This window comes from Mesorhizobium zhangyense (genome assembly GCF_011045115.1).
GTDB lineage: Bacteria > Pseudomonadota > Alphaproteobacteria > Rhizobiales > Rhizobiaceae > Mesorhizobium_M > Mesorhizobium_M zhangyense.
On record NZ_JAAKZG010000015.1, the window covers coordinates 22,818 to 45,642 of the forward strand.

The 22,825-nt window shown below is 61.1% G+C and carries 20 protein-coding genes; 10 read left to right on the forward strand and 10 right to left on the reverse strand.

Annotated elements, in window-relative coordinates; genetic code table 11:
* Positions 1-228: 228 nt before the first annotated feature.
* Positions 229-1,758 (forward strand): ABC-F family ATP-binding cassette domain-containing protein, encoded by a 1,530-nt coding sequence (locus G6N74_RS25155; RefSeq protein ID WP_165120757.1) that lies wholly within the window; start codon positions 229-231, stop codon positions 1,756-1,758.
* A gap of 18 nt (positions 1,759-1,776) precedes the next feature.
* Here the strand turns inward: G6N74_RS25155 and G6N74_RS25160 are convergent, their stop codons facing one another.
* The 5 genes from G6N74_RS25160 to G6N74_RS25180 all read right to left on the reverse strand — a co-directional run bounded on the left by G6N74_RS25160 (position 1,777) and on the right by G6N74_RS25180 (position 7,322).
* Positions 1,777-3,417, reverse strand: a complete 1,641-nt coding sequence (locus tag G6N74_RS25160; protein WP_165120758.1) for a Na+/H+ antiporter — start codon at positions 3,415-3,417, stop codon at positions 1,777-1,779.
* A 102-nt stretch (positions 3,418-3,519) separates the two neighbouring features.
* Positions 3,520-4,773: a L,D-transpeptidase family protein gene (locus tag G6N74_RS25165; RefSeq protein ID WP_165120759.1), complete on the reverse strand. Its 1,254-nt coding sequence runs from the start codon at positions 4,771-4,773 to the stop codon at positions 3,520-3,522.
* A 349-nt stretch (positions 4,774-5,122) separates the two neighbouring features.
* Positions 5,123-5,638, reverse strand: a complete 516-nt coding sequence (gene ldtR / locus G6N74_RS25170; RefSeq protein WP_091917813.1) for a transcriptional regulator LdtR — start codon at positions 5,636-5,638, stop codon at positions 5,123-5,125.
* Positions 5,639-5,859: 221 nt separating this feature from the next.
* Positions 5,860-6,282: a DUF6163 family protein gene (locus tag G6N74_RS25175; RefSeq protein WP_165120760.1), complete on the reverse strand. Its 423-nt coding sequence runs from the start codon at positions 6,280-6,282 to the stop codon at positions 5,860-5,862.
* Complete coding sequence (locus G6N74_RS25180) at positions 6,279-7,322, reverse strand: enoyl-CoA hydratase/isomerase family protein (protein ID WP_165120761.1); 1,044 nt, start codon at positions 7,320-7,322, stop codon at positions 6,279-6,281. Before G6N74_RS25180 ends, G6N74_RS25175 begins: the two co-directional genes overlap by 4 nt.
* Before the next feature lie 140 nt (positions 7,323-7,462).
* Between G6N74_RS25180 and hemB the strand changes: the two genes are divergently transcribed.
* The 6 genes from hemB (at position 7,463) to G6N74_RS25210 (ending at position 13,587) form a co-directional block, all read left to right on the forward strand.
* Complete coding sequence (gene hemB / locus G6N74_RS25185; protein ID WP_165120762.1) at positions 7,463-8,494, forward strand: porphobilinogen synthase; 1,032 nt, start codon at positions 7,463-7,465, stop codon at positions 8,492-8,494.
* A gap of 55 nt (positions 8,495-8,549) precedes the next feature.
* Complete coding sequence (locus tag G6N74_RS25190) at positions 8,550-9,689, forward strand: serine hydrolase domain-containing protein (RefSeq protein ID WP_165120763.1); 1,140 nt, start codon at positions 8,550-8,552, stop codon at positions 9,687-9,689.
* 56 nt (positions 9,690-9,745) lie between these two features.
* Entirely contained in the window at positions 9,746-11,179 is a 1,434-nt protein-coding gene (locus tag G6N74_RS25195) for a hypothetical protein (protein WP_165120764.1), read from the forward strand.
* 82 nt (positions 11,180-11,261) lie between these two features.
* Positions 11,262-11,732 (forward strand): RDD family protein, encoded by a 471-nt coding sequence (locus G6N74_RS25200; protein ID WP_165120765.1) that lies wholly within the window; start codon positions 11,262-11,264, stop codon positions 11,730-11,732.
* A gap of 140 nt (positions 11,733-11,872) precedes the next feature.
* Positions 11,873-12,631, forward strand: a complete 759-nt coding sequence (locus G6N74_RS25205) for an arginyltransferase (RefSeq protein ID WP_165120766.1) — start codon at positions 11,873-11,875, stop codon at positions 12,629-12,631.
* 56 nt (positions 12,632-12,687) lie between these two features.
* Positions 12,688-13,587 (forward strand): DMT family transporter, encoded by a 900-nt coding sequence (locus G6N74_RS25210; RefSeq protein ID WP_165120767.1) that lies wholly within the window; start codon positions 12,688-12,690, stop codon positions 13,585-13,587.
* An 8-nt stretch (positions 13,588-13,595) separates the two neighbouring features.
* Here the strand turns inward: G6N74_RS25210 and G6N74_RS25215 are convergent, their stop codons facing one another.
* The 3 genes from G6N74_RS25215 to G6N74_RS25225 all read right to left on the reverse strand — a co-directional run bounded on the left by G6N74_RS25215 (position 13,596) and on the right by G6N74_RS25225 (position 14,876).
* Complete coding sequence (locus G6N74_RS25215; RefSeq protein WP_165120768.1) at positions 13,596-14,012, reverse strand: VOC family protein; 417 nt, start codon at positions 14,010-14,012, stop codon at positions 13,596-13,598.
* Between the two features lie 122 nt (positions 14,013-14,134).
* A complete protein-coding gene (locus G6N74_RS25220) occupies positions 14,135-14,554 on the reverse strand; it encodes a DoxX family protein (protein ID WP_205826856.1) in 420 nt (139 codons plus the stop codon).
* Between the two features lie 136 nt (positions 14,555-14,690).
* Positions 14,691-14,876, reverse strand: coding sequence for a hypothetical protein (locus tag G6N74_RS25225; RefSeq protein WP_165120769.1), 186 nt, complete (start codon positions 14,874-14,876; stop codon positions 14,691-14,693).
* A gap of 374 nt (positions 14,877-15,250) precedes the next feature.
* Here G6N74_RS25225 and G6N74_RS25230 point away from each other — a divergent pair, with 374 nt between their 5' ends.
* Positions 15,251-15,592, forward strand: a complete 342-nt coding sequence (locus G6N74_RS25230; RefSeq protein WP_165120837.1) for a winged helix-turn-helix transcriptional regulator — start codon at positions 15,251-15,253, stop codon at positions 15,590-15,592.
* Positions 15,593-15,762: 170 nt separating this feature from the next.
* On the opposite strand, the gene parC is transcribed toward G6N74_RS25230, so the two are convergent.
* Positions 15,763-18,039, reverse strand: a complete 2,277-nt coding sequence (gene parC / locus G6N74_RS25235) for a DNA topoisomerase IV subunit A (protein ID WP_165120770.1) — start codon at positions 18,037-18,039, stop codon at positions 15,763-15,765.
* A gap of 231 nt (positions 18,040-18,270) precedes the next feature.
* Between parC and G6N74_RS25240 the strand changes: the two genes are divergently transcribed.
* Positions 18,271-19,461 carry an aq_1923 C-terminal domain gene (locus G6N74_RS25240; RefSeq protein WP_165120771.1) on the forward strand — a complete coding sequence of 397 codons (1,191 nt, stop codon included), beginning with the start codon at positions 18,271-18,273 and terminating at the stop codon, positions 19,459-19,461.
* An 89-nt stretch (positions 19,462-19,550) separates the two neighbouring features.
* Here the strand turns inward: G6N74_RS25240 and aspS are convergent, their stop codons facing one another.
* Positions 19,551-21,341: an aspartate--tRNA ligase gene (gene aspS, locus G6N74_RS25245; RefSeq protein ID WP_165120772.1), complete on the reverse strand. Its 1,791-nt coding sequence runs from the start codon at positions 21,339-21,341 to the stop codon at positions 19,551-19,553.
* A 203-nt stretch (positions 21,342-21,544) separates the two neighbouring features.
* Here aspS and G6N74_RS25250 point away from each other — a divergent pair, with 203 nt between their 5' ends.
* Positions 21,545-22,792 carry an MFS transporter gene (locus tag G6N74_RS25250; RefSeq protein WP_165120773.1) on the forward strand — a complete coding sequence of 416 codons (1,248 nt, stop codon included), beginning with the start codon at positions 21,545-21,547 and terminating at the stop codon, positions 22,790-22,792.
* Positions 22,793-22,825: the final 33 nt, after the last annotated feature.

Here is a 22,825-nt window from a genome sequence, read left to right on the forward strand (position 1 = left end):
CCCAGTCAACGCCCTGCAAATGCGTTTGCAGGGCTGACCAGAACGATCGCCGACAAAGCATCTCTCCCGGTCTGCCCTTCGTGGTGACGCAGTTCTGAGCTTTCAGCTTAGCGCCTGCGTATCGTGAATTTCACCGAGTTTTGACTACCAGAATCCGCTTTTTCAGTGCTCACCTTCAGTGCTCACCGCGGATACGGCACGTCACTCGGCACAGACCAGAGAACGACAATGGCTTTGATCAATCTGCGCAATCTCGCCGTCACGCTTGGCGCTCCGCTCTTTTCCAATCTCAATCTTTCCATCGAGGCCGGCGACCGCCTTGGCATCGTCGCTGCCAATGGCAGAGGCAAATCCACGCTTCTGAGATGCATATCCGGCAGTTTCGAGCCGACAGCCGGTGACATCACGCGTTCGCGCGGCCTGCACATCGGCCATGTCGAGCAGGATGTCCCCGCCAGGCTGCTCGACGTTCCCTTTTACGCGGCCGTCCAGGAAGTTCTGTCCCCGGAACAGGCCCATTCGGAGAGCTGGCGCGTCGATGTCGTGCTGGATTCCCTCGATGTCCCGGAAGCGATGCGCGAAAAACCCCTCGCCCAGCTCAGCGGCGGCTGGCAGAGGCTTGCGATGCTCGCCCGCGTCTGGGTGACCGACCCCGATGCCCTGCTTCTCGACGAGCCGACCAACCATCTCGACCTCGCCCGTATCCGGCAACTGGAAGACTGGCTGAACGCGCTTCCGCGCGACGTTCCGGTGATCATCTCCAGCCACGACCGGGCATTTCTCGATGCGACGACCAATCGCACCCTGTTCCTGCGCGCCGAGCGCTCGCAGGTGTTTTCGCTGCCCTATTCGCGGGCGCGCGCCGCTTTGGACGAGGTCGATGCCTCCGAAGAGCGCCGCTACCAGAAGGACATGAAGGTCGCCCAGCAGTTGCGCCGTCAGGCCGCCAAGCTCAACAATATCGGCATCAATTCGGGCAGCGACCTGCTGACGGTAAAGACCAAGCAGCTCAAGCAACGGGCGGAGCGCATGGAGGACGCCGCTCGGCCCGGCTATCAGGAACGCTCGTCGGGCGCGATCAAGCTCGCCAATCGCGGCACGCATGTAAAGATCCTGATCACGCTAGACGATGCGTCCGTTGAGACGCCGGACAGCACGCTGCTGTTCAAGACCGGCAGGAAGTGGCTCTGCCAGGGCGACCGCGTCGTCCTGCTCGGGCGCAACGGCGCCGGCAAATCGCGCCTCGTCAACCTGATCAGGAAGGCGATAACGGAACCGACCGCGTCAGTGGAAACGGTCAAGGCCACGCCCTCCCTCGTGCTCGGCTATGGCGATCAGGGGCTGTCCGACCTTGCGGACGACGATACGCCGTTGGCAACGCTCAGCCGCCGGTTCGAAGTCGGCGACCAGCGCGCCCGTACTTTACTGGCGGGTGCAGGGCTGACGGTCGAAATGCAGGCCAGCGCGATTGGCCGGCTTTCGGGCGGGCAGAAGGCGCGGCTGGCGATGCTGGTGCTGCGGCTGACCAATCCAAACTTCTATCTCCTCGACGAGCCGACCAACCATCTCGATATCGACGGGCAGGAAGCGCTGGAAACCGAGCTGATGGCACATGAGGCAAGCTGTCTACTGGTTTCGCATGACCGCAGCTTCGTCAGGGCCGTCGGTAATCGCTTCTGGCTGATCGAGAAACGGCGGCTGGTCGAGGTCGAAAGCCCGGAAGAGTTTTTCGCAACGGTTGTCGAAACGGACGGCTGAATGGACGCCGGGCAGCACTCAATGCCCGGTGCTGCCCTTCTTCTTTGCGATCAGGGCTAATGTAAGCGTCACTTCACTCATGATCGCGCGCATCGTGGTGTCGTTGATCTTGTGCGACCGCAGGAGTCCGACAAGGGCCGCACGTTCGGCGTCCAGTGCTGCCTCCGTCATGGCGCCGATCACCGGCAAAAGGTCCTGCGCTGCCGGATCGTCCGCGTCGCCAAGGACGATCCGCTGCCGGTAGAAGGGGATCAGCTGCTGCGACGCAGCCATTCGCGTCTCGTAGACAGCGGGGTCGTCGCGACTTTCCTCCACCATCTCCTCGATGCGGGCGATCGCTGCCTCCGCCGCGGTCACCCGCGCCAGGCGCTCCTCGTTGGCGATTACATCCTCTTCCTCCAGCGGTATGCCGCGCGCGACCGCCGGCAGAGCGACGCTGGCCACCACCAGCGAGCATATGATCACGCCGGCTGCGATGAAAATGACCAGATCACGAGCGGGAAAAGGCGAACCGTCCGGCAAGACGAGCGGCAGCGACAGGATGCCGGCCAGCGTGATTGCACCGCGAACGCCCGCAAGCGTCATCACCACTTTCAGCCGGCCGGTCAGCCGTTGCGCTTCGCGGCCGCGCCAACGATTAATGGCGCCGCGCACTGCCGAACCGAAGACGATCCAGGCGAAGCGGATCGCCAGGAGGATTAGCGTCAGCGTCAACACCGCCAGCACCGGCTCCCAGACCGTGCCATAGAGCGACAGCTCCGACGGAACCGTGCGGATGATGCCGGGCAGTTGCAGCCCGAGCATGAGGAAGATTGCGCCGTTAAAGGTGAAGGACAGGACATCGACCAAAGCCGCGTTCTGCATGCGCGCCGGAATGCTCAGCGCGCCAAACAGACCCGTGCGGCTGGTGTAAAGTCCTGCGGTCACCGCCGCCAGAATGCCCGAAGCGTGTATCTCCTCGGCCAGAAGGTAAGCGGCAAAGGGCAGGAGGATCAGGATCATCACCTGCACCTCGGGCCTGATATCGCCAATCTTGGCGACGATGCGCAGCGCCTTCGACGTCGCCCATAGCGTCACCAGTCCCGCAGCGACGCCGCCGAGCGCAACCAGCCAGAACGTGATCGCCGTTTCGCCGAGCGAGAAATGCCCGGTGAGTGCGGCGGCTACTGCAAAACGCAGAACCACCAGGCCGGACGCATCGTTCAGCAGGGATTCGCCCTCGAGGATATGGCGGATGCGGGCCGGCACGATGTCGCGGCCGACGATAGAGGAAACCGCGAGCGCGTCCGTCGGCGACAGAACGGCGGCGAGCGCAAAGGCCACCGGCAGCGGCACCACCGGCAACAGCCAGTGCAGCGCATAGCCGAAGACGACGACCGTGAAGAAGACCAGCCCGAAGGCCAGGCCGAATATCTGCGGCGCAAGTTCCCTGAACTCCCGCTTCGGCAGCAGAAGGCCCTCTATGAACAGCAAGGGCGGCACGAAAACGAGCAGGAACAGCGCCGGCTCCATCTCCACATGCAGCCCGTCGATCGGCCACGCGAGAAGGATTCCGAGCACGATCTGGATGATCGGCAGAGGCAGCGGCAGAAAGCGCACCAGCACGCCGGAAACAGCCACCAGAACCAGAAGCAGCAGGATCAAAGTTGCGACGGCCAAGCTATGCTCCAATAAATCGGGCGGCCTTGCCGCGGAAACCGATCCAGCAGAAATGAAAAAAGCCGCCTTGTCAGGCGGCTTTTCTCATTTGTTCGTAAGCGCTTACAGCGCCGAGGAAATCTTCAGCTCATCGACGCCGTCGCGGCCATAGATATCGTCGCGGAAGTGCACCACGGCGTCACCGGTCGACCACGCGGAAATGTAGGTGAAGTAGACAGGAACCGGGTTGGTGACCTGCACCGGCGTCGTCGTGCCGGTCTTGATCGTCTGCTCGAAATGCTGGCGGCTCCAGCCGGGCGTGTCGCGCAGGATCCAGGTGACGAGGTCGCGCACGTTCTGCACGCGCACGCAGCCCGACGAATCGAAGCGCATCAGCTTGCCGAACAAGCTCTGCTGCGGCGTGTCATGCATGTAGACGCCATCCGGGCTCGGGAAGTTGATCTTCACCGAAGCCATGGCGTTGCCGGCGCCCGGGTCCTGACGGAAGCGGTATTTTGCTGCTTCCTCGGTCGACCAGTCGACATTGATCGGATCGACTTCGCTGCCGTCCGGCGCGAACAGGCGAATGTGGCTGTCGGCCAGATATTTGGGGTTCTTGCGCATCAGCGGAATGATGTCCTTGCGGACGATCGAAACCGGTGCGTTCCAATAAGGGTTGACGATGATCTCGTTGATCTTGGAGTTGAGGATCGGCGTCTGGCGGTCGATCTTGCCGACGATCGCGGCATGGCGCAGCACGACGCGACCATTTTCGACAGCCTCGATCTGCGCGGCGGGAACGTTGACCATCACATAGCGCTGGCCGAGATCGCCCGACATGGAGCGCAGGCGCACGAGGTTCGTCTCGAGCTGTCCGAGACGCACCGGCGCGGAAATGTTCATCGCGGCATAGGAATACTTTCCAAGGACGCCGTCCGCCGGCAGGCCGTGGCGGGCCTGGAAGCGCTTCACGGCGCTGTCGACATAGGTATCGAACACCGGCGAAATACCTGCCTGAGCCGAAAGATCGCCGGAAACCATCAGGCGCTGGCGCAGCGCCTTGACGTCCGCGTCTTCCACGCCGAGCTGCAGTTTCTTGGTCGACGGCACTTCCGGCCAGCCGCCCTGCGAAACGATACCCTGGTACTGGCCGATCGCCTGTTCGACATAGGACACGGTCTGCGGCGAGAAGATCGGCTGGTTGGAGGCGACCTTGCCGCCCTGGCTGGCGCGCGCATCGAACGTGTCGTCCCAGTTGCCGCGACGCGAGGAGCTGAGAATTTCACCGATCGCGTCCTGCGCGAAGGCTTTTCCGGCGAGAGCAGTTCCCGCAAGCGCTGCGGCTGTGGTCAGAAAGGAACGGCGGGTGGTGTTCATGGACATTCCAGACATCTATCCTGCGTTGCATCGATCGGATGAATTCATCCGTAGCTTATGGCGACTATGCTTAACAATTAGCCAACCATAACTCCGCGTCGGAAGCGCTTTTCAACGCACGTCGTCGTCCGGAGTTCCCCCTTCAGGCAATCCCTCGATGCCTGACGGTCCATTTCACCCTTCCGCATAGTCATCGGAATATGGCGTTTGCGTGGCCATAAGGGACGTGAAGCGTCGATGCCAGAAAAAAGATGAGCCGGCGCCCCTCGGCACCGGCCCTGACTGGAGAATTTATCCTTGCCGTGGTTCTTTCGCCACGGTCCATATTGTTCGCCGACAGAGCCGGTTCTTACATACGGTAAGCGATCGTATCGTTCCAGAAGCGATCCAGGCGCTGGAGAGCCCGGTTCATCTGCTTGAACTCTTCGGTGTTGATGCCGCCGACCTGCTCGATCGAGCCGACATGGCGTTCATAAAGGCCTGCAACCACCTCTGCCACTTCCGAACCCTTGTCGGTAAGGCTGACGCGGACCGAACGGCGGTCGATGCGCGAGCGCTGGTGGTTGATGAAACCAAGCTCGACCAGCTTCTTGAGATTGTAGGAAACGTTCGAGCCGAGATAGTAGCCGCGGGAGCGCAGTTCGCCCGCCGTCAGCTCCGAATTGCCGATGTTGAACAGCAGCAGCGCCTGGATCGCATTGATGTCGCTGCGTGCATTGCGGTCGAACTCATCCTTGATAACATCAAGAAGACGGCGGTGCAGTCTTTCAACAAGCTGCAGGGATTCCATGTAAAGCGAGCGGATTGCTTCGCGACGGTCATCGGATACGCTAGTGGTCTTCGCCACTGGACGGGAAGTGTTCATTGTCTTTGCCTCTCGTTTGTCGCCCGGTGATTGTTTTGTTTTTCTCACCTTGATCGCGACACTATCGAATACGTATAAAATTCGACTTAAACGTCAGGCTTAACAAGGGCTTACCCTTGGGTGGTTTCGCAAGAAGGTTAACAAACGGCCAGCCGAGGAGCGAAAATTAACCTAAACATTTAGGTAACGCCTGAGATCTCTGGGCAATGGCTGAAAACGGCTCAGATCTTGGCCTGCCGTTTCTGGAAGAAGATCACCACGCGAAAGGCGATGTAGAGCAAGGCCACGAAGGCGTGCGAAACCACGATGGCAAAGCGGTGACCAAACAGATCGGGAAAGCCGGCATACATTGTCACTTCGGTCGCCGCGCAGATGAACCAGATCACCGGCCCCCACGACGCCAGCATCCAAAGGCCAATGCCGGCGAAGGGATAGAAGACGGCGAGGATCACCGCCGTCACCTGCCAATAGACCGGCATGGTATCGAACCGCCACAGCGGCTCGTCGTAGAGCCCGATCAGCCTTATCCAGTAGAGCACGCCGAACAGCAGGCAATAGGTCGCGATGATGCGCAGGAACCAGGCGAACGTCGACTCCGCCACCGTGGGCCCTATCGCCGGCGACCTGACAGCGCGTTCGCTCACAGCGCGAGGTCTCCATTCGGCAATGGCGCGAAATAGGCATCGATGGCGGCGGGATCCACTTCTTCCAGCGTCGAGGGCGTCCAGACCGGCGTCGAGCCTTTGTCGACGATCGCCGCGCGTATGCCTTCGTAGAAATCCCGGCCGTCCAGCATCCGGTTGAGGATGCGGAACTCCATGCGCATGCAATCGTCCATCGACATAGTCGATCCCGCCGTGATCTGGCGGAAGGCAACGTTGAGGCTGGTCGGTGAGCGCAGGCGCATCGTCGCCAGCGTCTTGGCTGCGAACTCATCGTCGGCTGCCGCCTTTTCGAGGCTTTCCAGCACAGCATCCAGCGACGGCAATGAAAAATGATGCGCGATCTTCTCCAGCGTTTCCCGGTCAGTCTCGCGCCTGGCCGCCATGAAGGTCTCGCGCAGCGTCAGGTCGGTCTCGCCCGGCTCGAACAGTTCCTCGAGCAAGGCGCCGATATACTGCGCCTGTATCGTATGCGTCGCCAGGCCCGACCAGAGCGCGTCGCCATAGCGGATGCGGTTGCCGGTGAGGCCGAGATACATGCCGAAGCTGCCGCCGAGGTCCGGCAGCAGATGGCTGCCGCCGACGTCGGGGAAAAAGCCGATGCCGACTTCCGGCATGGCGAATTGCGCGTTCTCGGTCATGACACGGTGCGAGCCATGGAAGGATACGCCGACCCCGCCGCCCATGACGATGCCGTCGATCAAGGTGATGTATGGTTTTGGAAAGCGGGCGATCTGCGCGTTGAGCCGGTACTCGTCGGCGAAGAATTCAACCGCGGGCCTTCCGGCACGTCCGGCTTCATAAACATCCATAATGTCGCCGCCGGCCGAAAACGCCTTGCCCTCGGCCTTGACCACGACGCGCATCACCTGCGCGTCCGTCTTCCACGCGTCCAGAGCCCGCGACAGCGCCCTGACCATATTGTGCGTGATGGCGTTCAGCGCCTTGGGCCGCGTCAGCGTGACGACGCCGGCCATGCCGATGTGCTCGAACCGTATTTCGTCGCCGCCGCCAAAGTCCATGCACAGAATCCCTTCCCTATCGACCGGGACTGCAAGTGCTAAGGAATGCGGCAAGGTGCGTCAATCTTGCTGGCCTCATTCGCATGGCTTGGTGAACTGCAAAGCCGCATGTTAAAAAACGCGCAACTGGAGATCATGCGATGAACAGACAGACCCGCCTGAAGCCCGCCGGCGCGCGCACCGTTGACGAGATCACCGGCAGCAGACGGCTGAGGCGCATGCGCAAGGCCGACTGGTCGCGCCGCCTCGTGCAAGAAAACCACCTGACAGTGGACGACCTGATCTGGCCGATCTTCGTCATCGACGGCAAGAATGTGCGCGAGCCCATCCCCGCCATGCCCGGCGTGTTCCGGCTTTCGGTGGATCTCGCCGTCAAGGAGGCCGAACGCGCGGCCAAGCTCGGCATTCCGGCCATCGCCACCTTTCCCAATGTCGATATGAGCCTGCGCGACCAGACCGGCTCGCATATCCTCGACCCGCAAAACATCATCAACCGCACCACCAGCGCGATCAAGGCTGCCGTGCCGGAGATCGGCGTCATCACCGACGCCGCCCTCGATCCGTTCACCAGCCACGGCCATGACGGCATCCTGCGCGACGGCATCATCGTCAATGACGAGACGGTGGAGCAGGTCACGGCCGCTGCTGTCCTCCAGGCAGCCGCCGGCGCCGACATCATCGCGCCTTCCGACATGATGGACGGTCGCATCGGCGCCATTCGCGACGCGCTCGACGCCAACGGCTTTCAGGACGTGGCGATCATGTCCTATGCGACGAAGTTTGCGTCGGCCTTCTACGGTCCCTATCGCGAGGCGATCGGCACGCAGGGCCTGCTCAAGGGCGACAAGAAGACCTATTACCTTGACCACGCCAACAGCGACGAGGCGATCCGCGAGGCCGAGCAGGACCTGGCCGAGGGCGCAGACATGTTGATGGTCAAGCCCGGCCTGCCCTATCTCGACATCATCCGCCGCTTGAAGGACGAGTTCCAGGTACCGACCTTTGCCTACCAGGTGTCGGGCGAATATTCGATGATCAAGGCGGCAAGCGCCAATGGCTGGATCGACGGCGAGAAAGCCATGCTGGAAAGCCTGCTCGCCTTCAAGCGCGCCGGCTGCGATGGCATCCTGACCTATTTCGCGCCGGAAGTGGCGCAGATGTTGAAGGGGTAAAGCTCAAAAAGCGGCGTGCTACTTCCCCGTCTTCGCTTCGCTCAATAGGCCCGGCATGAACCGCATCGACTACATTTCCAGCCTTTTCACAGGCGCCAGCCAGCGCGACAATTTTCAGCGATTGGACAGCATCTTTCCCGTCGCAACGATGACGGCAGCACCAGCGCCGTTCCGGTTCGCCGAAGGTCGCCCGCTGCAACTTCCCGACCAATATTCTCATGACGGAACCCCGAGAAGCGTCGAGGATTTCCTGTCGCTCACGGAAACGATGGCGCTACTCATCATCGAGGATGGCGCGATCCGCTTCGAGCGTTACGCGCCCTGGGGCGGGCGCGTAACGAAATGGGTTTCGATGTCGGTCGCCAAGAGTTTCGTGTCGGCAGCGATCGGGATAGCGGTGCAAGACGGGTTCATCGACAATGTCGGCGAGCCGATAACCGCCTACCTGCCCGCCCTCTCCGGCTCCGCCTACGACGGCGTGCCGATCAGGGACATCCTGCAGATGTCCTCCGGTGCAAGGTGGAACGAAGATTACAGCGACCCCGAATCCGACATCAACCGCTTCGCCGCCATCTTCGCGCAGGGCGGGTCATTCGATGCCTTCCCGGCCACACTCTCGCGTGAACGCGCATCCGGCTCATTCAACCTCTACAACAGTACCGACACGCAGGTTCTCGGCATGTTGCTGGTGGCGGCTACCGGTCGAACAATTGCCGACTACATGCAGGAAAAGCTCTGGCACCCGCTCGGCATGGAGGCGGATGGGCAATGGCTGCTCGATTCGGCCGGGATGGAAATGGCATTTGCCGGATTGAATGCCGTTGCGCGCGACTACGCCAAGCTTGGCGAGTTGTTCCGCAATGACGGCCTCTGGCAAGGGCGGCAGGTCGTGCCGGCTGGCTGGGTAAAAGCGTCCTTGACGGCAGACGGTCCGCATCTCCAGCCCGGCGATACCGGACTATCCGACTCGCTGTTCGGTTACGGCTACCAATGGTGGCTGACGGACGGAGAGGAAGGCGAATTCGCCGCGATCGGCGTCTACAACCAGTTCATTTACGTCAACCCGGCGAAGAAACTGGTCATCGTCAAGCTCTCATCCAGCCCGGACTATGGCACGGTCAACGACGAGAGCACCTATCGCGAGTACGAGACGATTTCCCTGTTCCGCGCCATCGGCGAGGAATTGGAGGGCTGACGCTCTCATATGGTTAGCCCTGATGAAAACTGCCCAGCCAACCCGGAATCCGATCGATGAAAGACCGCTTTCTGATATGGACCGCTTTGGCTGCGGTCGTTCTTTACGTCGTAGCGGCGACTATCAATAATAATCGCTTCGTTCCACCACCTCCCATAGTTCCGGTCGAAAGCGATCCCGTCGTTGAGCGTGTTTTCCGCGATAAATCCGGGCATGAGATCAGGTTCAAGACGCCGCTGCTCGACGCGTTCCATTACGAGGGCGATGCCGGTTTCTGCGCCGAGCTGAAAAAATTGTCGCCGCCCGCTGACGCTTTTGCGGAGACCTCCGAAGCATCCTGCGCGGCGCTTTCCAGCGCCAAACCGGAAGATCGCCCCCGGCAGTTGGTCGAACTGGCCAAGACGACTGCGGCGGCGACTTCCGCCTCGGACAGCGACAACGCCAGCAAAGACAAACGCGTGACGCTGGCTTTGTCGGCTCTGCGGGCAGCACTCGATGAAGTCCCGGCGGACGCGCCGGATCAGGTTTCTGAAATTCTCGATAAGTTCTGGGTCGCGCAGTTCGCCAGCGACACCTTTCCCGGCTACCAGCCCTCATTTCTGTTCGGTGCGGCCTTGGAGGTCGAAAGCGGCGAGGCAGAGATCGCCTTGTGCCCCATCACCGGCAAAACGGATTGCAATCTCTACGTTCCCGACAAACTGATTCAGGCTTTGACCGACCTTGGACGGTGGAAATCCGACGAGGCGCTGCTGTTGCGCGCCGCCGAAATGCTGGAACGCACCTACCGCCGCATAGAAAATCCAAACAAGAATGATGAGCTCGACTTCGCCAAGGACTACATCCGCACACTGGGATACGCCGGTGAAATCAGCGCTGAAAGAGGCGCCGACCACGTCAGGAAAGGTGCCGCGCCGCTCGAGGCGTGGCTGAAGAAATACGAGAAGGACACGCTGGGCTACGAGCTCGAGCCGATCTACGGCCACCTCGGCGCCGCCTATGGCCGGATCGCCGACAAGACCAAGGCGCTGGACGACGCGAAAAAGGCCATGCAGTTCGACACCCAGGCCTATCAACTGAGCATGAAGTACCGCAGCGGCGAGGCCAGTTGGGAAGACATGGCCAATCTCGGCGATTCGACCCTGCTGGTTGGCGAACTCGAGCGCAACGGAGACCAGATAAAGCGGGCGCTCGAACTTCATCGCGAAGCCTTCAAGATCACCCACAAATCCAACGACGTCGAGGAAACCAGCTACATGGAAATGAAGCTGGCGCGTACACTTCAGCATTATGCGGCAGCCGATCTGTCTTCCGTTTCTGACGCCGAAAGAATCCCGTTGATCGAGGAGAGCGTGTCCCTGGCGAACGGCGTCATTCCATTCTTCGAAAGCGCAGGCTCCCGAATCTATCTCAACATCACGCGCCATGTTCTGGACCAGGCGCAGATCCAGCTTGCGAAACTCAAGGAAGCGCAGGCAGCATCACCGCAGTAGACAGCGCGCTTCTTGAATTCAGACCGGCAATTACCATGTTTTGGGAAACGGGTTTTCCCGAAACGGAGCTTTTTGGAAAAACATGAACACACGTGTTCTCGACGGCGAAATCATTGCGACGCGGCTTGACGACGTTCGCGCTTATGAAGGCGTGCTGTCGCGCCGGGTTTTTGCCTTCTGCATCGACTATCTGATCATCGGCCTGCTGATGATCCCGTTTGCTATCCTGGTAGCGATTCTCGGCGTCATCACGCTCGGCATCGGCTGGGCTCTGTTCGGCATCCTGTTTCCGATGGTCGCCATCATTTACGTGTGGAACACGCTCGGCGGCCGGAACCAGGCCACGGTCGGCATGCGCATGATGGGCATCCGGCTCGACCGCCTCGACGGCAAGCCCATCGATGGCATGCTCGCAGTCGTCCACACCGTGCTGTTCTGGGCCGGCAATGTCGTCTTGACGCCGCTCATCCTGCTCGCCTCGCTCTTCACCGAGCGCAAGCGCACCGTGCACGACCTGCTGCTTGGCACGGTCGTGACGCGCGACGACCGTTAAGTTTTCAGCTTTTGGGCGCATGCGATTACGCCCTTGCGCGGATTTGTGACTGTGCGGTGACTGGTGGTATCAATATCCAGTTGAATTTTTCGCGGCTGCCGCCAAGGTAGAGCGATTCGTGGGAATTGAATCGACGTGCCATGACGCACCATACTACCCAGTCGCCGCAATTCTTTCTGACCGCGCCGTCACCGTGCCCCTATATCGACGGCCAGTTCGAACGAAAGGTGTTCACACACCTTGTCGGCGACAAAGCTCCGGAGATGAACGACCTGCTTACCCAGGGCGGCTTTCGACGGTCGCAGAACATCGCCTATCGGCCGGCGTGCGAAACCTGCCGGGCCTGCGTGTCGGTGCGCATCCTGGTCAACGAGTTCAAACCGACGAAGAACATGAAGCGCGTCACGCAGCACAATTCCGACCTTGTCGGCGCCATGCACGACGCCGAGCCCTCGACCGAGCAGTATTCCCTCTTCCGCAAATATCTCGACGCCCGCCACCGCAAGGGCGGCATGTCGGACATGACAGTGCTCGATTACGCGATGATGGTCGAGGATACGCACGTCAACACCAAGATCATCGAATACCGCCGGCGCGGGCCGGACAGCTTCATCACGGGCCATGGTCACGGCGAACTGATCGCGGTTGCCCTGTCGGACCAGATGGCCGACGGCCTGTCGATGGTTTACTCCTATTTCGACCCGGAGATGGACGAGCGCTCGCTCGGCACCTTCATGATCCTCGATCATATTGCGCGGGCGCGCGCCGCGGGCCTGCCCCATGTCTATCTCGGCTACTGGGTCAACGGCTCGCGCAAGATGAATTATAAGGTCCGTTTCACGCCGCAGGAACATCTGGGGTCGAAAGGCTGGGAGCGCTACGCGCACGAAGCCGTCTAATCGGCTTCTTGGACGCAACCGCGCAACAGTTCCCGTCCTTTCCGGAGTAGTTCCCCGTGTCCGCAAAATTTTCCGACCATGCGAAGGGTCTTGCCCTGACCGCTTTCGGCGGCCTCACGCTCACCGTCGACATTCCCCTGATCCGGCTCGCCAACGGCGACCACTGGTCCATCCTGTTCATGCGCACCGGCACGACGCTGATCGCAGCCCTTGTCATCTGGGCAATATGGCGCTTCTTCAGCCCGAAAGCGCCGCAGCTCATTCCGGGCCGTGCCGGGCTTGCTGTGGCAGCCCTCTACGGCCTTGGGTCGATCGTCTTCATAACGGCCGTCTACAACACCTCGACCGCCAATCTCGTCTTCATCCTCGCCTTCAACACGATGTTTGCAGCACTCCTGTCGTGGGTTTTCCTGAAGGAGCGCCCGCGGCCGGCAACGCTCATCGCCATGCTGTTCATGGTATTCGGGGTGCTGATCATCGTCGGCGACTCGGTCGGCACCGGGCAGATGTTCGGCAACGTCATGGCGTTGCTGTCGACGCTCTGCATCGCCGGCGCCATCACGATCACCCGCGCCAGCGGCAAGGATATGGGCTTCACCTCGCTCGTTGGCGTGGTGTTTCCGTTCGCGGTCGCCGTGCTGATGGTATCGAAGACCGGTGTCAATGTCGCCGCACCCTGGTGGATCATCCTCAACGGCGCGGTGGTCATGCCGATCGCGTTCTTCTGCCTCGCCAACGGCCCGAAATACATCTCCGGCCCGGAGGTGGCGATGTTCTACCTGCTGGAGACCATCCTGGCGCCTGTCTGGATCTGGATGATCTTTGCCGAGGCCCCGAGCCGAAACAGCATGATCGGCGGCACGATCCTCATCGTCACGCTGGTGGTGCATTCGCTCTGGCAGCTTAGGGATGGGCGCAGGCGCCGAGCCGCTTTGGCGGTTCGGCACCCGGCGTAGTTTGATCGTCAGGCGGCAGGCGCCTCGCAATTGACCATCCACGGCGTGCCGAACTGGTCTATCAGCATGCCGAAACCCTCGGCCCAGAAGGTCTTTTCGAAGGGCTGCTTGACTTCGCCCTTCTCCGCGAGGGCGTCGAAAACCCGCTTGGCCTCCGCCTTGTCGGTGAATTGCAGCGAGATCGAAAACCCGTCCATCTTGGTCTTGTATTGGGGCGGCGCGTCCGAACCCATCAGCACCTGGTCGTCGCCGAAGGTCAGGCGCGCATGCATGATCTTGTCGCGCCATTCCGCCGGAACATAGCCTTCCGCCGGCGTTCCGGCATGAGGCATCATCATCACGATCTTGCCGCCCAGCACCTTCTCGTAGAATTTGAACGCGGCCTCGCAGGTTCCGTTGAAGGCGAGATACGTATTGGATTTCATGGTCTTCTCCCTGTGATTTCCACTGATTGATTGCCGGCGGTTCTAATGTCCCTCACCCTGCATATTCCGGGCATGATGGACCGGCCGGGTGACATTCCTATGGCCGGCCCACCGATTTCGCCTCAACGCCCCAGCGGTATCAATGCGCGCAGGCGTTCGTCGCGCAGATAAAGCCCGCCCCAGGCCATGACGCCGAGATAGACGCCGAACAGCGTGTGGGAAAACAGCGGATTGCCGATGCGCACATGGGTTGCGATCGCGCCGCCGAGATAGGCCGTGAGCAGGATCGCGCCGAGCACGGCGGTGCGCGGGACTGCGTAAAGTATGGTGCAGGCCAGCGTCAGCACGCCAAGCGTGCGGGCCATGGATGCGGTCGTGGGCCAGCCGAGTTCGCCCATGGTCTGGGTGACGATGTCGAGCGGCACCAGTTTGATCGCCCCGTCGAAAGCCAGAAACAGGATGAGCAGGCCGCTGATCGCCCACCCTGCCCGATAGGCACTTTTCGAGACCGATGTTTCTGCAGTGTGGATCGCGGATTGCATGTTCATTCCTCCAGATGTCGTCAGCCTCTCAGGGCCCGATCCAAGGACGAACGAGAATTGCGGCTCCCGACAGGGCCCCGGAAATTTTCTGACGTCTGGAGGCCCAGCCCGTGCGCGACCGGGAACTCGATTGCAATCATTTCCTCTTCAGTTGCTGCAGATAGGCGCTCAGTCGATCGAGGCTATCGTCCCAGAAACGCCGGCAGTCGCGCAGGTGTCCGGCGAGTTCGTCCATCTGCGTAGTCTTGAGCCGCTGAAGCCCGACGCTTGCCTTGCGCGCGGCCAGAAAGCGTTCCCAGGGCGAAGTCCTGTCCTTGCTCATCCTGGCCGGCCCTCCCGCGGCGACGGCCGCCTTCCGGGGCGCTGGGCAGCATATCGCTGTCCAGTCGAAACTACATTTAACCTATTAGTTAATAATAGAATGTCAAGCACTTGCCGCACCCCGTAACCGCAGCGCCACAGCGTCCTCCATCACGACACCGTGCCACCGGCAGCCATAAATTCAACAAAACGTCAGAAGAGACAGGCAGCTGCAATCAATCTCGGGCTTCCTTTTCTCTGGGCGAATACCCATCTTCCGCGCTTGCGCCAGCCGATAGAATGAAAAATCCGGACCTGATGAAAAATCAAAACAATGGAACGGCAGGCGAAAACGCCTGCGACGGCGACCTGCCTTACCTGCCCTTTCTCGAAGCCATGCGGCCTTTGACCGGCAAATGGAAAATCGAGATCATGTGGGCGCTGGCCCAAAAAACCCACCGTTTCGGCGAATTGCGCCGGGCGCTCCCCGGTATCACCCAGCATATGCTGGCCCAGCAGCTACGCGATCTGGAAGCGGACGGTCTGGTCAAGCGCACCGCCCACGCCGTAGTCCCTCCGCGCGTGGAATACGAGATCACCGAAGCGGCCTACGGCCTGAAACCGGTGTTCAAGGCGTTCATAGCGTGGTCGGAGCAATATGGCCCGATCGCGCGCCGGCAAAAGGCATGGGCAGAAAAGACGATGCCGGAAAGCTGGCAAGCCGCGCCGCCTGCTTAGATCGCCGTGCGCCTGTTTCGGCACTCCAGGGTATGTTGAGATTCGGGTCAGGGCGAGCCGAGAATGGCGGTTTTCGAGAACCGGAACGGAGCGTACATTTGAGTACGTGAGTACCGGAAGCGCAGAAAACTGCCGTTCGCAGGCCGCCATCACCCGAAGATCAATATACCCTATCCGAATTTTCCGGTCCGCGGGAACCCCTTCGGCACCATTCGGCCGGCGGCGGCGCGGTTGCCCAGCCATTCGGTCAGTTCCTCACGCGTCCGCACGAAGGTGCGGTCGGCCGAATCCTGCCAGGACAATCCGCTTTCCATCGCAAACAGCTTGATGTCGAGGACGCCACCATCCTTGTAGCGCTGCAGGCGAACGCCCTTGCCGCGCGTCATTTCGGGGATTTCGGAAAGCGGGAATACCAGCATCTTGCGGTTCTCGCCGACGACCGCGACGTGGTCGCCCGCCACCGGCACGCAACGCTTGGCCTCGTCGGGCGACTTGACGTTCATCACCTGCTTGCCCTTGCGGGTGTTGGCAACGACTTCTGCCTCCGGCACCACGAAACCATTGCCGTCGTGCGAGACGAGCAGAAGCCTGCGCTTGGGATCGTGGACGAAGGCGGTGACGATGTCCTGGTCATTGTCCATGTCGACGATGATGCGGATCGGTTCGCCATGGCCGCGCCCGCCCGGCAGCCTGTCGGCGCCGATGGTGTAGAACTTGCCGCCGGTGGTGAAGACCAGGATCTTGTCGGTGGTCTGGGCATGGAAGGCGAGCTTCAGCCCGTCGCCTTCCTTGAAAGTGAACAGCGAATGGTCGTTGAGATGACCCTTCATTGCCCTGAGCCAGCCCTTGTCCGAGACGACGACCGTCACCGGCTCCTTCTCGATCATGGCGTGGTGGATGTCGCTCAGATCGTGGTCCGGCGCTTCCGCAAAGGTCGTGCGGCGCTTGCCGAGCGCTTCGTTTTCTTCGGGGCCAAAATCGCGGCGAACCTTGTGCACCTGCCAGGCGATCGTCTTCCACTGCTTGGCGTCGGATGCCAGCAGCGACTCGATCTCCGATTTCTCGGCGCTGAGCCCGTCGAATTCCTTGCGGATCTCGATTTCTTCCAGCTTGCGCAAGGCGCGCAAGCGCATGTTGAGGATCGCTTCGGCCTGCACGTCGGTGAGCGCCCAGCGGGCCATCATCACCTGCTTGGGCTCGTCCTCCTCGCGGATGATGCGGATCACCTCGTCGAGGTTGAGATAGGCGATCAGATAGCCAGCGAGGATTTCCAGCCGGCGTTCGATCTCGGCCAGACGGTGCTTAGACCGACGAACCAGAACTTCCTTGCGGTGTTCCAGCCATTCGCGAAGAATGGTTTTCAGCGACAGCACGTTCGGCACCTTGCCGCGCGACAGCACGTTCATGTTGAGCGGGAAGCGGCTTTCAAGCTCGGTCAGCTTGAACAGCGATTCCATCAGCAGCGCCGGATCGACGGCACGGCTCTTCGGCACCAGCACGAGGCGGATGTCTTCCGCGCTTTCGTCGCGCACGTCTTCGAGCAGCGGCAGTTTGCGGGCGATCAGCAGTTCGGCGATCTTCTCGATCAGCCGCGCCTTCTGCACCTGATAGGGAATCTCGGTGACGACGATGTTCCAGGTGCCGCGGCCCTGATCCTCGACCGAATAGCGTGCGCGAACGCGGAAGCCGCCACGGCCCGTCTCATAGGCATCGAGGATCGATGCGCGGTCGTCGATGATGATGCCGCCGGTCGGGAAATCCGGCCCCTGCACCAGCCCGTCGCCGGGCTCCTTGCTCATCAGGTCCTCGACCGAGGCGTCGGGATTGTCGATCAGCAGCAGGGCCGCCGTGCAAAGCTCGGCCGCATTGTGCGGCGGAATCGAGGTCGCCATGCCGACGGCGATGCCCGACGAGCCATTGGCGAGCAGATTCGGGAAGGCGCCCGGCAGAACGACCGGCTCCTCGTCTTCCTCATTGTAGGTCGGGCGATAATCGACGGCATCTTCGGTGATGCCTTCCAGCAGCGCTGTCGACACCTCGGTCATGCGCGCTTCGGTGTAGCGCATGGCAGCGGCGTTATCGCCATCGATATTGCCGAAATTGCCCTGCCCGTCGACCAGCGGATAACGAACGGCAAAGTCCTGCGCGAGGCGCACCAGCGCGTCATAGATCGACTGGTCGCCATGCGGGTGGAACTTGCCCATCACCTCGCCGACGATGCGGGCGCATTTGGCAAAACCCTGGTCAGGATTGAGCCGCAGCAGCCGCATTGCATGCATGATGCGGCGATGAACGGGCTTCAGCCCGTCGCGCACATCCGGCAAGGCACGGTTCATGATGGTCGACAGCGCGTATGAAAGATATCGGTCTTCCAGCGCCTTCTTCAGATCAACCGGTTCTATGTTGTCGCCGCCGCCGGCACCTGGCGGTAAGAGCCCTTTTCCCATGGCTTTCGACTATCCGAAGGGGTGATTCGCGGCAAGAGCCTGATGGTCAAGCCCCGAACTTTCGAAATCGCACGCCTATTAGCTGATACTAACCTTCAATTGCGCAGCGATCTTCCAATTGCCTTTTGCACGCATTTTTGAGCATGGTGTGCCGAAGTCGCCATTTTCCGGTCGGGTTCTTCGCAGACAGGAATGGCGGCACGGAATCATTCCAGTTTTAGGAAACATACAATGACGATCCACCGTCCGCTTTTTTACAAACTCGCTTTTTCCACCATTCTGTTCACCCTGCCCCTGCACGGCGCCTACGCACAGGACGCCAATGCCGTTGCCGAGCGTTTCAAGGAATTGCTGGCCGCGCAGAGCGTTGACCTGAACTGGTCCTCGGTCAGCGGCGACGCCTCCAAAATGGTGTTCGATGGCGTAACCTTCAGCGCTCCGGGCGAAAAGGAGCCGTTCCCGATCGGCAAGCTGACTTTCGAAGGCGTGACCGAGGAAAACGGCGGCTACAAGGTCGATACGGTGAGCACCGAGCCCTACCACATCACCGAAGACAAGGCGGTCATCGACGTCAGCACCATGACGTTCTCGGGCGTGAAGCTTCCGGCTGCCAATGCGGCCGACCCGCTGGCATCGTTGCTGATGTATGATTCCGCCCAGATCGCCAGCGTCGGCGTCAAGGTTGCCGACAAGCAGGTCTTTTCGCTGTCCAACATGAACATCGAAGTGACCCCACCGGTCGACGACAAGCCGATGGAATTCACCGGCTCCGCTGAAAAGTTCACGGCCGACCTTACGGCCGTCGAGGATCCCCAGTCGAAAGTCATCATCGACGGCCTCGGTTACCAGAACATCAGCGGTAACCTGGAAATGGCCGGTTCCTGGCAACCCTCCGATGGCCGCATGGCGCTGTCCCAGTACGATATCACGGTCGATAATGCCGGCACGCTCGGCATGAAGTTCGACTTCGGCGGATACACGCTGGCCTTCGTAAAATCGCTTCAGGACATGCAGAAGAAGATGGCCGATCAGCCGGCCGGCGCCGACAATTCCACGCAGGGCCTCGCCATGCTCGGCCTGATGCAGCAGCTCACCTTCCACGGCGCCAACATCCGCTTCGACGACGATTCTCTGACCGGCAAGGTTCTCGCCTATGTCGCCAAGCAGCAGAGCATGCAGCCGAAGGACATCGCCAACCAGGCCAAGGCGATCGTGCCCTTCCTGACCGCCCAGCTCAACAACCCCGAGCTGTCCGGCCAGATCACGGCTGCGGTCAACAAGTTCCTCGACGATCCGAAGAGCCTGGCGATCACTGCTACACCCGCCTCGCCTGTGCCGTTCGCAATGATCGCCGCCGGCGCAATGTCGGCGCCGACGGAACTGCCCAAGACGCTCGGCGTCACCGTGACGGCCAACGAATAGTTCGCCGTTTCAAATCAATCGGAAACGAAAAAGCCCGGCAGCGATGCCGGGCTTTTTATTGAGTCGTACGAGTGTGTTAGGCCCGGCGCTTAAGCTTCCTTCTTAGGCGCAGCCGCACGCAGTTCAAGCTCGCGCAGCTGCTGCGGCGTTGCCGGAGACGGCGCACCCATCAACAGGTCGAAGGCCTGCTGATTCATCGGGAACATCGTCACCTCGCGCAGGTTCTTCGCACCGACCAGCAGCATGACCACGCGGTCGATGCCGGCCGCCATGCCGCCATGCGGCGGCGCGCCATACTGGAAGGCACGGTAGAGGCCGCCGAAGCGGTCTTCGACCGTCTGGCGATCGAGACCCACCATCTCGAAGGCTTTCACCATCGTTTCCGGCAGGTGGTTGCGGATGCCGCCCGAGGCGATCTCGAAGCCGTTGCAGACCATGTCATACTGGAACGCCTTGATGCCGAGCGGCTCCGCACCGTTCAGGGCGTCGATACCGCCCTGCGGCATGGAGAACGGGTTGTGCGCGAAGTCGACGCGCTTCTCGTCCTCGTTCCATTCGAAGAACGGGAAGTCGACGATCCAGCACAGCTCGAACCGGTCGCGGTCGACGAGGTTCAATTCCTCACCGGCGCGCGTGCGGGCAGCACCTGCGAAGGAAACGAACTTCTTCGGATCGCCGGCAACGAAGAACGCCGCATCGCCGTCCTCAAGGCCAAGCTGCTGGCGGATTGCTTCGGTGCGCTCCTCGCCGATGTTTTTTGCCAGCGGGCCAGCACCTTCGAGCTTGTCGCCTTCCTTGCGCCAGAAAATGTAGCCGAGGCCCGGCTGACCCTCTCCCTGCGCCCAGCTGTTCATGCGGTCGCAGAAAGCGCGGGAGCCGCCTGTTTTGGCCGGAATACCCCAGACTTCGGCCTTCGCGTCATTCGCCAGAATACCGGCGAACACCTTGAAGCCAGACCCCCGGAAATGCTCGGAAACATTGTCCATGACGATCGGGTTGCGCAGGTCCGGCTTATCCGAGCCGTATTTGCGCATCGCGACATCGTAAGGAATGCGCGGGAACTCCTGCGTCACCGGCTTGCCGTTCGCAAAAGTCTCGAACACGCCGCGCATCACCGGTTCCATCGTCGCCAGAACATCGTCCTGCTCGACAAAGCTCATTTCGAGGTCGAGCTGGTAGAATTCGCCCGGCAGGCGGTCGGCGCGCGGGTCTTCGTCGCGGAAGCAGGGCGCGATCTGGAAATAGCGGTCGAAGCCCGACACCATGATCAGCTGCTTGTACTGCTGCGGCGCCTGCGGCAGCGCGTAGAAATTGCCGGGATGGATGCGGCTCGGCACCAGGAAGTCGCGCGCGCCTTCCGGGCTCGAAGCCGTCAGGATCGGAGTCGAATATTCGGTGAAGCCCGATTCGTCCATGCGCTTGCGCATTTCGGCGATGATCTTGGTGCGCTGGACGATGTTTTTGTGCAGCGTATCACGGCGCAGGTCGATGAAGCGATACTTCAGGCGGATGTCTTCGGGATAATCCGGCTCGCCGAACACCGGCAGCGGCAGTTCCTTGGCCGCCGAAAGAACCTCGATCTCGCGGGCGAAAACCTCGATCTCGCCGGTCGGCAGGTTGGCGTTGACCGTCTCGGCCATGCGCGCCTTGACCTCGCCATCGACGCGGATCACCCATTCGCCGCGCACGGTCTCGGCGATCTTGAAGGCCGGCGAATCCGGGTCGGCGACGATCTGCGTCAGGCCGTAATGGTCGCGTATGTCGATGAACAGCAGGCCGCCATGGTCGCGGACGCGATGGACCCAGCCGGAAAGGCGGACGCTCGATCCGACGTCGGATTTCCTCAACTGAGCGCAGGTATGGCTGCGGTAACGGTGCATGGTCAAATTTCCGGTCCGGGATGTTGGCGTGATCAGGCCGGCGCATTTTTTGCCGCCGGCTCCAAAATTCGCGCGAAAAGCGCATGCGAGCCCGGTTTTGTCAAGGCAATGCCGCGTTTTGGTCCAATGGCTGTCGGGTTTGCCGCTGGCAATCGCCAGGGCGATGGTTCACTACTGACACTTCATTGCAGACTGAAAGCCTGATGTCTTCCATCCGCCCGCTGATACCCCTGCTCATTGCCGCCGGCATTCTCCTTGGCGGCAACGGCCTCCAGGGCACGCTTATTGCGCTGCGCGGCGCGCAGGAAGGCTTTTCAGCCTCGACCATCGGCTTCATGGGCACGTCCTATTTTGCCGGTTTTCTTCTTGGCTGCATCGCCATCACCCGCATCATGAAGGCAGTCGGCCATGTCCGTTCCTTTTCAGCGCTGGCGGCGATCGCCTCGGCCGGCACGCTTATGCTGGTCCTGGTCATCGATCCGATCATGTGGTCGGTGATCCGCTTCGCAACAGGCTTCTGTTTTGCCGGCCTCTTCACGATCATGGAAAGCTGGCTGAACTCCGGCGTTCAGAATCACGACCGCGCCCGCGTTCTGGCGCTCTATCGCATCATCGATATCGGCTCGGTCACCGGCGCCCAGTTCATGATTCCCGTCTTCGGTGCGGGCGGCTTCACCATCTTCGCCATCATGTCGATCATGATCACGCTGTCGCTGGTGCCGGTATCGCTGGGCGACCGCTCAAATCCAAAGCCGCCCGACGAGGTCAAGCTGGACCTTGCCAGGGTCTGGCGCATCTCGCCGCTCGGCTGCATCGGCTGCATTGCCGTCGGTGTCACCAACAGCGCCTTCCGAACGCTTTCACCCGTCTATGCCGAAGAGATCGGCATGTCGGTCGCCGACGTCGTCACCTTCATCAGTGTCGGCATCATCGGCGGCGCGCTGATCCAGTATCCGCTCGGCTACCTCTCCGATCGCTGGGACCGGCGCAAGGTGCTGCTTCTGACCACCTGCTGCGCGATGCTTTCAGCACTTGCCATCGTCTTTCTGGCCGGAAACGCCGTCATCGCCAATTTCGCCTTCGTCTTCGTGTTCGGCTCCTTCGCCATGCCGTTGTTTTCGCTTTCCGCGGCCCATGCCAACGACCGCGCCGGCAAAGGCGAGTTCGTTCTCGTCAATGCCGCGCTGATGCTCTTCTATTCCTTCGGAGCCATCGGCGGTCCGCTGGCTGCATCGACCGTGATGCAATATTTCGGGCCGCATTCGCTATTCAGCTTCACGGCGGCGATCTATGCGATTTTCATCCTGATCACGCTTTACCGGATGGGTGTCCGCTCGCCCGTTCCGGCCAACCACCGTGGCCGCTTCACAGCACTTTTGCGCACGTCGACGATTTTTGCTCGACTTGCCCGCCGCAACGGTGATTCAGCCAAATCGGGTAAGGACGAATAAGCCACGGACGCTTGACGAAAGCGTCTGGGACTG

What these genes read in the sequence shown, in the direction of transcription:
- G6N74_RS25195 (WP_165120764.1), top strand. Translation starts at nt 9,746, where the DNA reads ATGAAAGACCGCTTTCTGATATGGACCGCTTTGGCTGCGGTCGTTCTT.
- parC (WP_165120770.1), bottom strand. Translation starts at nt 18,039, where the DNA reads ATGGGAAAAGGGCTCTTACCGCCAGGTGCCGGCGGCGGCGACAACATA.
- G6N74_RS25230 (WP_165120837.1), top strand. Translation starts at nt 15,251, where the DNA reads ATGCGGCCTTTGACCGGCAAATGGAAAATCGAGATCATGTGGGCGCTG.
- ldtR (WP_091917813.1), bottom strand. Translation starts at nt 5,638, where the DNA reads ATGAACACTTCCCGTCCAGTGGCGAAGACCACTAGCGTATCCGATGAC.
- G6N74_RS25215 (WP_165120768.1), bottom strand. Translation starts at nt 14,012, where the DNA reads ATGAAATCCAATACGTATCTCGCCTTCAACGGAACCTGCGAGGCCGCG.
- G6N74_RS25155 (WP_165120757.1), top strand. Translation starts at nt 229, where the DNA reads ATGGCTTTGATCAATCTGCGCAATCTCGCCGTCACGCTTGGCGCTCCG.
- hemB (WP_165120762.1), top strand. Translation starts at nt 7,463, where the DNA reads ATGAACAGACAGACCCGCCTGAAGCCCGCCGGCGCGCGCACCGTTGAC.
- G6N74_RS25200 (WP_165120765.1), top strand. Translation starts at nt 11,262, where the DNA reads ATGAACACACGTGTTCTCGACGGCGAAATCATTGCGACGCGGCTTGAC.
- G6N74_RS25190 (WP_165120763.1), top strand. Translation starts at nt 8,550, where the DNA reads ATGAACCGCATCGACTACATTTCCAGCCTTTTCACAGGCGCCAGCCAG.
- G6N74_RS25220 (WP_205826856.1), bottom strand. Translation starts at nt 14,554, where the DNA reads ATGCAATCCGCGATCCACACTGCAGAAACATCGGTCTCGAAAAGTGCC.
- G6N74_RS25240 (WP_165120771.1), top strand. Translation starts at nt 18,271, where the DNA reads ATGACGATCCACCGTCCGCTTTTTTACAAACTCGCTTTTTCCACCATT.
- G6N74_RS25165 (WP_165120759.1), bottom strand. Translation starts at nt 4,773, where the DNA reads ATGAACACCACCCGCCGTTCCTTTCTGACCACAGCCGCAGCGCTTGCG.
- G6N74_RS25225 (WP_165120769.1), bottom strand. Translation starts at nt 14,876, where the DNA reads ATGAGCAAGGACAGGACTTCGCCCTGGGAACGCTTTCTGGCCGCGCGC.
- G6N74_RS25250 (WP_165120773.1), top strand. Translation starts at nt 21,545, where the DNA reads ATGTCTTCCATCCGCCCGCTGATACCCCTGCTCATTGCCGCCGGCATT.
- G6N74_RS25205 (WP_165120766.1), top strand. Translation starts at nt 11,873, where the DNA reads ATGACGCACCATACTACCCAGTCGCCGCAATTCTTTCTGACCGCGCCG.
- G6N74_RS25180 (WP_165120761.1), bottom strand. Translation starts at nt 7,322, where the DNA reads ATGGACTTTGGCGGCGGCGACGAAATACGGTTCGAGCACATCGGCATG.
- aspS (WP_165120772.1), bottom strand. Translation starts at nt 21,341, where the DNA reads ATGCACCGTTACCGCAGCCATACCTGCGCTCAGTTGAGGAAATCCGAC.